The 11,371-nt window shown below is 40.4% G+C and carries 12 protein-coding genes and 2 pseudogenes; 8 read left to right on the forward strand and 6 right to left on the reverse strand.

Features of this window, described 5'->3' with window-relative positions:
• From FKN16_RS23260 to FKN16_RS23285, 6 genes and pseudogenes are all read right to left on the reverse strand, one after another.
• Positions 1 to 126 (reverse strand): annotated as a pseudogene (locus FKN16_RS23260) (IS110 family transposase); the annotation flags it as partial.
• 310 nt (positions 127 to 436) lie between these two features.
• Positions 437 to 1,189 (reverse strand): hypothetical protein, encoded by a 753-nt coding sequence (locus FKN16_RS23265; RefSeq protein ID WP_074190737.1) that lies wholly within the window; start codon positions 1,187 to 1,189, stop codon positions 437 to 439.
• A 107-nt stretch (positions 1,190 to 1,296) separates the two neighbouring features.
• Positions 1,297 to 1,788 carry a hypothetical protein gene (locus FKN16_RS23270; protein WP_131815238.1) on the reverse strand — a complete coding sequence of 164 codons (492 nt, stop codon included), beginning with the start codon at positions 1,786 to 1,788 and terminating at the stop codon, positions 1,297 to 1,299.
• Positions 1,789 to 2,265: 477 nt separating this feature from the next.
• Positions 2,266 to 4,020, reverse strand: coding sequence for a GGDEF domain-containing response regulator (locus FKN16_RS23275; protein ID WP_074190735.1), 1,755 nt, complete (start codon positions 4,018 to 4,020; stop codon positions 2,266 to 2,268).
• Positions 4,021 to 4,036: 16 nt separating this feature from the next.
• Complete coding sequence (locus FKN16_RS23280) at positions 4,037 to 4,465, reverse strand: response regulator (RefSeq protein ID WP_025590354.1); 429 nt, start codon at positions 4,463 to 4,465, stop codon at positions 4,037 to 4,039.
• Complete coding sequence (locus FKN16_RS23285) at positions 4,462 to 6,147, reverse strand: CHASE domain-containing protein (protein ID WP_242657426.1); 1,686 nt, start codon at positions 6,145 to 6,147, stop codon at positions 4,462 to 4,464. Before FKN16_RS23285 ends, FKN16_RS23280 begins: the two co-directional genes overlap by 4 nt.
• A gap of 434 nt (positions 6,148 to 6,581) precedes the next feature.
• Here FKN16_RS23285 and FKN16_RS23290 point away from each other — a divergent pair, with 434 nt between their 5' ends.
• The 8 genes and pseudogenes from FKN16_RS23290 (at position 6,582) to FKN16_RS23340 (ending at position 11,183) form a co-directional block, all read left to right on the forward strand.
• Entirely contained in the window at positions 6,582 to 7,502 is a 921-nt protein-coding gene (locus FKN16_RS23290) for an IS5 family transposase (protein ID WP_074190734.1), read from the forward strand.
• Positions 7,503 to 7,790: 288 nt separating this feature from the next.
• Complete coding sequence (locus FKN16_RS23300; RefSeq protein ID WP_074190733.1) at positions 7,791 to 8,168, forward strand: hypothetical protein; 378 nt, start codon at positions 7,791 to 7,793, stop codon at positions 8,166 to 8,168.
• Between the two features lie 208 nt (positions 8,169 to 8,376).
• Positions 8,377 to 8,628, forward strand: coding sequence for a hypothetical protein (locus FKN16_RS23310; RefSeq protein WP_053342874.1), 252 nt, complete (start codon positions 8,377 to 8,379; stop codon positions 8,626 to 8,628).
• A 508-nt stretch (positions 8,629 to 9,136) separates the two neighbouring features.
• On the forward strand, positions 9,137 to 9,706 hold the full coding sequence (locus FKN16_RS23320) for a hypothetical protein (protein WP_074190730.1): 570 nt from the start codon (positions 9,137 to 9,139) through the stop codon (positions 9,704 to 9,706).
• Positions 9,707 to 9,931: 225 nt separating this feature from the next.
• Complete coding sequence (locus FKN16_RS23325; RefSeq protein WP_012600340.1) at positions 9,932 to 10,264, forward strand: type II toxin-antitoxin system RelE/ParE family toxin; 333 nt, start codon at positions 9,932 to 9,934, stop codon at positions 10,262 to 10,264.
• On the forward strand, positions 10,251 to 10,565 hold the full coding sequence (locus tag FKN16_RS23330) for a DNA-binding transcriptional regulator (RefSeq protein WP_017049537.1): 315 nt from the start codon (positions 10,251 to 10,253) through the stop codon (positions 10,563 to 10,565). Before FKN16_RS23325 ends, FKN16_RS23330 begins: the two co-directional genes overlap by 14 nt.
• Positions 10,555 to 10,672 (forward strand): annotated as a pseudogene (locus FKN16_RS23335) (DUF3265 domain-containing protein). The gene FKN16_RS23330 and the pseudogene FKN16_RS23335 overlap by 11 nt, the downstream one beginning before the upstream one ends.
• 28 nt (positions 10,673 to 10,700) lie before the next feature.
• Positions 10,701 to 11,183: a hypothetical protein gene (locus FKN16_RS23340; protein WP_170903648.1), complete on the forward strand. Its 483-nt coding sequence runs from the start codon at positions 10,701 to 10,703 to the stop codon at positions 11,181 to 11,183.
• Positions 11,184 to 11,371 lie beyond the last annotated feature (188 nt).

The following is an 11,371-nucleotide window of genomic DNA, read 5'->3' on the forward strand; positions in this document are numbered from 1 at the left end:
GGCAATAACATAAGGTAATTTGGCTTTGTCACAGGCGAGTATAAAAGGCATTTCTAATCGACCTGTAGCTTCGATGACGACACGTTGAGGTTTGTGTTTCTTAATGGTTTTTATGGCATCGCTGATGTCATTTACGGAATTAATTGCGACTTAAAATAAATAAGTGCGACATCGTTTATTTTAGATAGGCTTTAGTCTTCTCTGGTTTATGTTTTTTACTAATGTGGGAGAGGAATAAAGTTCTATACTAAAATAGCGGTGATCACATCAGAGTGCTGCAATTTCTAAACCTAAAATGGGCTTTGTTGTACTGTTTCCAGTTAGTTGTTTTGTAACGAGGTTTCGGCATGAGGCTACGACGATTGATGGGTGTAGCCGATCAGATCGTTGCTTCTAGATTTAGTTCCATCTATTTAAGCAACAAAGCCTCAGTAACTTATTCAAAGGGAATATACTTGTGTTCTTCTAGATATTCATATAGTGATGTTAGTATGGCTAACTGTATGATCCATAATAATAAAGTAATTACATATGACACAAACTCAAGCACAATGTTATTGTCTCCTGAGAGTATATATTTTAGTACGATTGAACATGCAATAGGGAGTAGTCCAACAAGAATAAACACTTCTTTCCTTATTCCCTCACAGGATAAAATAGCCGTTCTAAATGTAATTCCTCCACTCAGATTTATAGTTGAAGGGAGTACAATAGCTATTTGAGAAATAATCCCCATGGTTGGTAGCATTGCTATTAATATACCAATATTCAATGCATTTAAACTTTTTTGGCCAAATCCGGACCAAAATATAGACATAACAATAAAAAGCGATACTGAAAAGAGTAGAAATGTAATTAATATCAGTGATAATAGCCTTAAAATATAGCTAAGAACTCCATCAAAACCAGAAGAACTACTTGATGAGCGATTAAAAGAAGAACCATTAATGATAATTCTATGTGTCATTATAGATAGGTATATGAAAGAAATAGATGCTAATATAGAGCAAATTGACAATATAATGTGGTACTCAAATTTTCCCATATTATGTTCAAAAGACTTAATAAAGAATTCAAATATATAGATCGCCAATAGCGGAAAAAAAGAAAGTATAATAGAATTTATATTTTCATGTATTGATGATAAAGAATCATTTATTATCTTAAGTATAGATATTTTTTTCTTCATATTTAAAAATCCAAATTAGAAAGGTGGTAATGTTACCAACTTTCCGTAACCAGATAAATACAAGTTAAATCAGCAGATCAACAATCTAGTCGGGATGATTTCACTACTTATCGTCCACCCCAAGGAGTGTTGCATCCTTGACAACCATCACTATTTTCGTTTACTCCACCAGAGTGATTGCTCTCGTTATCATTGCCGTGTTTATCATCCCCAGGTCCACCGTAGTTACCACCGCCATTACCTGACTGATGCGAATCAACGATCAAGTGAACATCATCAATAACTACATACTCAGGAATCCCGTTGAGGGCTCCTGAAGCGAATTTTGCGTATGAAGCATTTACAATCGTAGCTGTATTCTTTGAAGTTGAAGCCGTTGCAGTAGTTCCGATTACTTGGCCATAATTATCTACTACAAATCCCGCTTGGCATATTGCACATCCCGGAACTGGAGCAGTATATACGCTATATTCGTCGCTCATGATACTCTCTAGATCATCCACGCCTTCAAATACTGTTAACCCAACTGTAGCACTCCAAGATGACAAATCATCTTCTGAATAATTCCAATCAAAATTCCCCTCGTCCGTTGTAGTCATTCCAACTGATATACTCACTTTACCTGCAGGATTGTTCCCAGAAATACTCAGGACTGTGCTATGAGGGAAGTGTTGTCCACAGCCACCATTACTCTCACATTGAGGCATTACCTTCGTAGTTATTCCATTAGGGTTGTTGTCAAAAGTAACTGCAACTCGACTTACCTGATTATAGTTGTCCATAGTGTGTGAGAGTAATAAAGTCTCATACTAAGTAATAAAGATTCATACTGAGTATTAAAGTATCATACTAAAATGGCAGCGATCACATAGGTACGCTGCCATTTCTAAAACATTTATGCCCCATTATTTGCTAGACCTTTTACTCGTTCACATCCTTTTCATGGGCTTTTCCCCTACAAAAACTTATCCATTCTTCTAGTGGTGTTCGTTTGTAAACCCCAGTGTTGTATTACGGGGGGTAAATTCCAAGAATAGGCGAAATTTGTCTAGGAGATCGGTGGCGGTCCAACTCACTTAACTCGGTGTCCAAAACTGACGGTGCGGATCACTTTTCCTCCCCCCTCTCTCCAAACTTTGGAGTAAATACCTCTTTTCAAAACTCTCTACGGTAAGTGGTTTGGAGTATTTAAATCCTTGAACTCTTGACACATTCATAGAGTTACAAGCTCTGTGTTGCTCAGGAGTTTCTATTCCCTCAGCAATAATCTCATAGTTAAGTGAGCGTGCAAGTGCACAGATGGCTTCAAACAACTGCCGAGAAGTGTGAACTTCGATATCCTTTAAAAAGCTGCGATCAATTTTGATAATATCGATTGGAAAGTATTTGAGATGAGATAAGGATGAATAGCCAGTACCAAAGTCATCAATGGCGATTTGAATACCTAACCGACTGAGCTCGTTTAACGTTTTCGAAGCGTTGCCTTTCGGGAGTAAACAGTTTTCAGTAATTTCAAACTCAATGTGAGAAGCACAGACTCCATACAAATGCAAAAATGCAGCAACCCTTTCGACCAGTTGAGGAGCGGATAGTTGTTTCGGAGAAAGATTCACTGCTAACGTAAAAGACTCAGGAAAGAAGCATGCTGTTCGCCATATCGACATTTGCCTAATCGCCGTTTCAATCACCCATTCACCAATATTCTCAATGAGCCCAGACTCTTCTGCAATTGGAATAAATACGTCTGGTGGGACGAAGCCTAGATCTGGATGATACCAACGAATCAACGCTTCGGCGCCAACAAGTCGCATTGATTTGTCAAATTGAGGTTGATAATGTAATTCGAATTCCTCTTTTTGTATGGCTTGCTTAAGGTTACTTTCAATGCGTAAACGTTGATCAACCGTATCATGAAAGGCTTTAGAATAGTACTGTGCCTGTTTTCGACCTTTCTCTTTTGCCCTGTATAGCGCGATATCTGAACACTTTCTCAACTCTAATGAGTTTGATGCACACTCAGGATAACTGGCTACCCCGATACTAATAGAAACCTCAATACATTGCTGGTCAATGTTGAAATTACTTTCAAACGCAGAGAGTATACGTCGTACAATTAAGTCAACCTGCTCTTCAGACGCTAAGTTAGTTGCAATCACTGCAAACTCGTCACCTCCTATACGAAATAGAGAATCACTATCTCGAGTGTTGTATTGAAGTCTTTGTGCTACTTCCTGTAAAACATGATCTCCCGTGACATGTCCATATTGGTCATTGATGTCTTTAAAACGATCCACATCGATGAGCAAGAGCGCTAAAGGTGTTTGACTGCGTGAAGCCATGAGTAAAAATTTCTTTAAGCGCTCATCAAAAAAGTGTCGATTAAATACCCCTGTTAACGTGTCAGTCTCAGCCAGTTGTTTTAGCTGAGTGTGAGTCTCGAGTACCTTTTGCTCTAAAAAGTAGCGCTCTGTTGCGATGATAATCGCTCTTCTCAAGCGGATCGAAGAAATTTCATTTTTCATCACGAAGTCTTGAGCACCCATCTCAATACATTTCAAAGCCAACTCTTCGTCATTACTATGGCTGAGCATGACAATAGACGTGGAAAAATCCGAATTTGATTTGAGTGCAATGAGCACTTCCATCCCCGTTGATGGTGGCAGTTGATAGTCCAGTAAAATCACATCAAAAGATTGTTTAAGGGCTTTGTCTAACCCTTCATGAGCAGTTTGCGCTTCTTCTATTATCGAGATAGGCAAATCTGTACTACGCAATGTTTTCTTAATTGCAAGTCTATCGATGGTATCGTCATCAATAATTAATACTTTCATATGCTGCCGCCATGAGTCATTGAACTGGTAATTCTACGATGCGCCAGTAGTTATCTAAAAAAGCAAGAACTTCATTAAAGTCCTGGCTCACCGAAGATTTGACCATGTAACCTGCGATATTTTTTTCATACGCTGCCGTAATTTCTTCATCTCTTCTCGAGGTGGTTAGCACAAAAATCACTAGAGAGCAGAGCTCATCATCTCTTCTCACTTCACCAAGAAATTCAAGTCCATTCATTCGAGGCATGTTTAAATCGAGAAGCACAATACAAGGGGGAGGTATTTCCCCATTTCGCAAGCATTCTAAGGCTTCTATTCCATCTCTAGCTCGGTAAATAGGGTTAAGTAACTTCAAAGTGTTGAGTGCTCGCTCGATGCCCATTGCATCAATATCATCATCTTCAACTAAGAGAATATTAACAGGTTTACATTCAGGGGATGTCATGAGGCTTCCTTAACGAGTACGGGGTTATTTTTGGGCCATGAGAAACGGAAAGCACATCCTCCGAGTGGGCTAGAGTCAATAGAATAATGGCATGAGTATAAATCCAGAACTTTCTTAATAATAGAAAGACCTAAACCACTTCCCTCAACAGTGTCTCTCGGTTGTAAGGTATGAAACAATTCAAACACTCTCTCCCTGAATTGTTCTGGGATCCCTGGTCCATCATCTTCAACCACAAACTGATACATGTCTCCGATATCCTCTCCTGAGACATAAATGGTTCCTATTTCCTTGTGGTGATGTTTGACGGCGTTGCTGATTAAATTACGAAGTATTAATTCAAGAGGTGTAGTTAATGTCTCAAACTCTCCGATATGGTTGTGGCAAACCAAAGAGATCTTACGTTGGGGAGAAATCAGTTCTAATGTCTCTTCACAATATTGCTCGAGATTAAATCTCCCTAGCTGGCCAGGCTTACGCCCCACACGAGAGTAAGCGAGTAAATCATCCAACAGTTTTTCCAACCTCTGCACGCGGTTGCTCAGCAAAGACGCATATTGTTCTGTTTGAGGGGTTAAAAACTCCGATAATTCCTCGATTAACCAAGTCACTAGCTGGGAAATACCGCGTAAAGGGGCTTTCAGATCATGAGAGGCGACATAGGCGAACTGATCAAGTTCTCTATTTGCCTCTTGCAATGCTTGATTTCTGACTTGAAGGTCTTTTGTGACCGTTTCTAACTTGTCTGTGCGCAATTGCAAATCTTTGGTCAAATGCTTTGCATACTCATCGACTCGCTCTTTTTCACGAACCAACATGAGAAATAAGATAAATAACAAGACATCCACGATAATACCGAAGATAAGAATAAGCAGAGGTTGAGTGGTATTTTGCTGCGCTTCAAACAACGGCGAACTTTGAATAACGAAGGTCCAAACTCTACCGTATATATTCAACTCTAGAGTTTGTGTAAAGTGCGGATCTGAATGATGGCGAATGTTTGATACATTAAGATCACTGTACAGTAATTCTTGATTATCATAGAGACTGAAATTCACGAGTCGTTTCTCTCCAGAGAGAGTCCCGTTCATCAATTTATTTACAATAAATGGGGCGTATACTAAACCTAAGAAACCATCTTTTGTATCTCCGTAGTACTCAGGAACTTCATCAGAAAACCAGGGGGCATAAAACAGAAAACCCGGCGCCTTTTCCGAGTCTTGAACTAAGGTAATTGGAGCAGTGATGGTGGCTGTATTTGTTAATCTGGCGTTTTTGGCTGCGGTGTATCGGTTGTTTTCATGCGCCATGTCTAGTCCCACGGCCTTTAGGTTATTTTGCATTGGTTCAATGTAGGTAATAGGCCAATATTCGGAAGCAGTTCGAGCAGGATGCGGCATATATTCAGACAGTTGCTTTCTTTGCCATTCTAAATACCGCTTTATTTTGTTATCAGGAACGTAGTGAATAACACCAATACCGTTGATGCCAGGAAAGTGTCGAGGGACATCAAACTGGTCAGCAAAAATTTTCCAGTCTGCTCTTGAGGCAGGAGCTTGATACATATGTAAGGCTGACACTCCTGCGAGCAGTGCCTCCTCATATTTCGACATCCGTTCTTGTACGAGTTCGACCAACTGATGGGCTTGAAACTCAAATTGAGTTTTTGCTTTTTGTTCCACCTGACTCGAGGTTACCGCCCAAGCGGTAAGAGTGAGCACGGCTGACAAAAAAAGTACAAGCCAATGATACCAATGGAGTGCACTTGCCCGTTGAGTCAATAAAGTTATCGTCAAAATTTAACTGACCTTTATAATTGTTATATGTAAATCAACATAATTGATTATTAAATTATATGCAAATATGTTCTTTTTTATGTTTTCTTGTTTGGTTTTATGGGTAGTTTCGTTTCTTCAATAGGTTGCGCGAAAACAAGTCGCCATGGTCTGAGCTGTCTTATCATTAGTGACCACGGTTTCATTATTAAAAAATAAGTGACTAGCGGGCTTGCAACCGTAACTCTCTGAGCTTTAGGCGGGCTTTGTTGCTTAAATCGATGGAACTAAATCAAGAAGCTACGATCTGATCGGCTACACCCATTAATCGTCGTAGCCTCATGCCTAAACCTCGTTACAAAACAACTAACTGGACGCAGTACAACAAAGCCTTAATAAACCGTGGTTCTCTGACCTTTTGGATTGATGAGGAAGCGATAGCCGAGTGGAAGCAAAACAAACAAGGCAAGCGCGGCAGACCTCGCCAATTCAGCGACTTAGCCATTACTACTGCACTGATGGTGAAACGCATATTCTCTATGCCGTTGAGAGCACTGCAAGGATTTCTAGACTCGGTATTTAAGCTGGCTAACATCCCGCTAGTTTGTCCGCACTACACCTGTATAAGCCGTCGAGCTAAGGAAGTTGAGGTTTCATTTAAAACTAAAACCAGAGGTGCGATACAACACCTAGCCATTGGTGCCACTGGCCTCAAGGTTTATGGCGAAGGTGAATGGAAGGTCAAGAAGCATGGTACTGACGGGAAGCGTAGGGTTTGGCGTAAGCTGCATATCGCAGTAGATACTAGCACCCACGAAATAGTCGCAGCAGAGCTGAGCTTATCTAACGTAACCGATGCCGAAGTACTTCCCAACTTGCTTAAGCAGACACGTCGTAAAATCATTGAGATATCAGGCGATGGTGCTTATGACACAAGGAATTGCCATGATGCCATACGGATCAAGCGAGCTGTTCCACTCATTCCGCCACGAGAAGGGGCAGCCTTCTGGGAACGAGGACATCCTCGCAACTTAGCAGTAGGTTGCCAGAAGCTCTACGGCTCCAACAAGAAGTGGAAAAAGCGGTATGGTTATCATAAGCGCTCGCTCTCAGAGACAGCAATGTATCGGGTAAAACAGTTGTTAGGTGGGAAACTAAGCCTAAGGAATTACAACGCTCAAGTTGGCGAGACTTACGCTATGCTCAAAGCGTTGAACAAGCTTACAGGGCTTGGTATGCCTGAAACTCAGTATGTTGTATAGGAATTGCTCAATTCAGGCGGTTTGGTTTCCTGTCCGAATTACGCAACAAAGCCGATTGGGACATACAGTCGTGGTGATATTCGCTATAACAAACTGTTTAAGAGTGATTCGCAACGCGTGGCATTTTTGCTATGCGTTGGTTTTAGTGTTTAAGGTTGTATGCGGAAGCTTCGGTATTGCGTTGCTCACACCTTAACAGGGCGTTATGTGCTTTGCGGCATATGTCACAAACTATGAAACAGATGAGAGTAAAATTCCTCGGAAAATATCTTATAAAATAGGTTTTTCATGAAGTTCAATAGTTTACTTTTCATCGCTTTCTGTTTTGTCTCTAGTTCAGCCATCGCTTCTACCAGTACCTTAGAGTGCGTATATAAAAAGTATTCAGACCCAGAGGGTGTTCATACGGCAAAGAGTGATTTCATTCTTAGATATCTAATTGAACCAGATGCCGACAAAGTTTATGTGCTGGGGAACAATGGTAGTAATGAGGTGGTAAAGGTTCCTGGAAATGATCATGTGTCATTTTTGGAAGCGACTGGGGCAGGTAATGTGATGGTCACTACGATTACAAATACAATGAATACAGTTCATAGTCGAAACACAGTTGGCTTTGGTGGTGACCTGATTCCATCTCAGTACTACGGGAAATGCACAGCCAAGTAGTACGCACATAACAACTGTTTAAGAGTGATTCGCAACGCGTAGCATTTTTACTATGCGTTGAATTTAGTGTTTAAGGTGTTCTGCGGCAGCATCGGTATTGCGTTACTCACACCTTAACAGGGCGTTATATGCCTCTTGCCAGCGTCATATGGGTGGTAGTTTGACGAATAAGTATAATTTTTTGTTTTAACCGTCGATGAGGTCGAAAATGTCTGGGTATATAGATGTAATTATTGAAACATATGTTGGTAAGAATACTACTTCTAGCTCTGGGGTAAGAGCTAGACCAATTAAAGGTCAAGGTTTGGATATATCAATGAATGTTGAATGTTCTTCAAAAATGCGCAAATCCTACCCTGTGGGAACCAAGTTTCTTATCAAAGCTAAAAAGATAAGCAAAGAGGGTGGACCTGAATTCCTTTATGCACACTACAACTCACCATATAAAGTTGTTGAGTAACGATCTAATGTTAAGTGCAGTGAAGCAAATTAGTGCGCAAAAGACATCATCAATAACAGTGCTAAATTTCAATAAACTTTTAGTAGAGGCAAAGGTACCTAGAACACTTATGGGGTACGACTCGTGGGGAAACTTCTCTTTTTCTCAGGTGTTATATGTGTGATGGGATAGGATATATTGCAAGACGGACACGTGATAATCAAAATGCTCCAATTACCATCAAAAGAACAGTGGATGGGGTAAAAACAACGTGTGGTTATCATCTCCAGAAAAATGAAAAGATAGCTTTCCATAAATTGGGTTTATCCGGCATATAACAAACTGTTTAAGAGTGATTCGCAACGCGTGGCACTTTTACTATGCGTTGGTTTTAGTGTTTAGGGTGGTATGCGGCGGCTTTGATATTGCGTTGCTCACACCTTAACAGGGCGTTAAATTCACTAACTATAGTATTTTAAAATGCTGTTCTATATAATCTGTTCAGAATTAAATATGAGTAAGGTTTTATATGGAAAACACAAGTACTAAGCAAGTAATTACCGCGCCAGTGGCATCAATCATTGTTACTTTGACAATATGTTTGACCGTGCTGTTTGCATTGGGATCTTTCAAGGCATCAAATTTAGATTATGCGACAGTTAACTTTGATGGTGGTTATAAAAAAATTGGAGTCATCAGTGAGCAACGTAGCTTTTCAGATGTTGAGGTCAAGTTTAATGACAAAGTGTTATGGTCAGGCTCATTAGATTACGTTGCTGGGGAAATTGCCAATAGCATAGCATCTGAAAAAGATCCTCAGAATATCACATGGAAAGAAGGCGTTACCTTAAGCGGGACAGCTGGTGTTTCATGGGATGGAAGTGAAAGTTCGTTTAAGCTAACGACGGAAACAATCGATTTAGTATCAACTAAGGAAGTTCCATTGTTAGTTCAAGACGTTATTACACAACTACGCACGTTGGACAGAAAGGTAAAAGACGAGAACGATATTAGTGCAAAGCAAGCATTAACTTTTTCAGAAGCTCCTAGTGCTTCATTTACTTTGACGAAGTTTCTTGCAGCATTAAGAAATATGTAAGCCGTTAATTTAACAAAGCATTTAAGAGTGATTCCCAACGCTTGGCATTTTTAGTGCTAATCGTTGGGTTTTGTGTTTATGGTGGTATGGTTAGGGTCAGTGGTAGCGTTGCTCACACCTTAATGCGGCGTTATAGCTCAGGTCAGGTTTACTGCTCCAAAAATTATAGCTACGTTAATCACGTATAGTTTTGCTATCTATACGTTACTTGCGTATACTTTGCGTATGAAAAGTGTATTTGTCGAATCAACCATATTTGAAAAGTACCGTAATGAATATCTCAGCGATGATGAGTTTAGGCTTTTTCAAGCTGAGTTAATGTCTAACCCGAAGCAGGGTGACGTGATTCAAGGTACAGGTGGTTTGCGAAAGATTCGAGTTGCAAGTAAAGGTAAGGGCAAGCGTGGTGGCTCTCGCGTTATCTATTACTTCCTCGATGAAAAGCGTCGTTTCTACTTGCTGACGATTTACGGCAAGAATGAAATGTCTGACTTAACCGCAGACCAAAAGAAACAACTAAAGGCTTTTATGGAGGCGTGGCGTAATGAGCAATCGTGATCTATTTGCGGAGTTAAGTTCAGCACTTGTTGAGGCTAAAGAGCATTCAGAGGGCAAGCTTACCCTTAAAACTCATCAAGTTAACGACATCAGTGAGTTAAATATCTCACCTGATGAAATCGTGAGTATTCGAGAGCAGTTTAATATGTCTCGTGGTGTTTTTGCTCGTTTGTTGCACACATCATCTCGTACGTTAGAAAACTGGGAACAAGGGCGTAGCGCACCAAATGGACAAGCAGTAACCCTTCTAAAGTTGGTTCAGCGTCACCCAGAAACCCTGTCGCACATCGCTGAGCTATAACAAACTGTTTAAGAGTGATTCGCAACGCGTGGCATTTTTGCTATGCGTTGCTTTTAGTGTTTAAGGTGGTATGCGGTGGCTTCGGCATTGCGTTGCTCACACCTTAACAGGGCGTTATGTTCATGGGGGTAATAGTTGAAAAAAGTAGTATTAATTGGAACCAGTCATCTGACTCAGTGGGATCTTGAACGTACCGACTTCTCAGATTATGTTGCATCTATCGTTAAAGAGCATGATATAGCAGCAATCGCTGAAGAAATTGATGGGAAGCCGAGCGTAGTACAGAAAGTTGCAAACGATGTTGGACTTGAATATCTGAATATTGAGGCAAATGCAGAAGAAAGGATTGCTCTGGGAATCTATTCCAATCTATCTATGATCGAGAACGACATATTTATGGAGTTTGATGATCATGAGTCAGAGGAAGCTTTAGAAGAATTGGAACTCAGAAAGCAGCATGGCTACCGCTTGCGTGAACAAGAATGGCTTAATAGGGTTAACGCGTTAGATATATCTCCATTATTAGTGGTCTGTGGTGCGAATCATGTTTATCCATTCAAGGATTTATTACAAGAAAATGGCTATTTAGTTCAAGTTGCAAGTGCGTTGAGAGAATGAACATAACAAGAGACTATGGCGTCAATAGTTAATTTTTGAGGCTATCTGTATCCCACATAACACCATCTTTCTCATGCAGGCAACAATGGCAACTTTTTTCGGTTTTCCTGCCGTAAGTAGTCGTTCATAAGTTGCTCTGAAAACAGGGTTGCATTGGATAGCCGACATCATCGCCATGTACATAACGG

It is taken from the genome of Vibrio sp. 11-4(1), from assembly GCF_013048625.1.
In the GTDB taxonomy this organism is placed as follows: domain Bacteria; phylum Pseudomonadota; class Gammaproteobacteria; order Enterobacterales; family Vibrionaceae; genus Vibrio; species Vibrio diabolicus.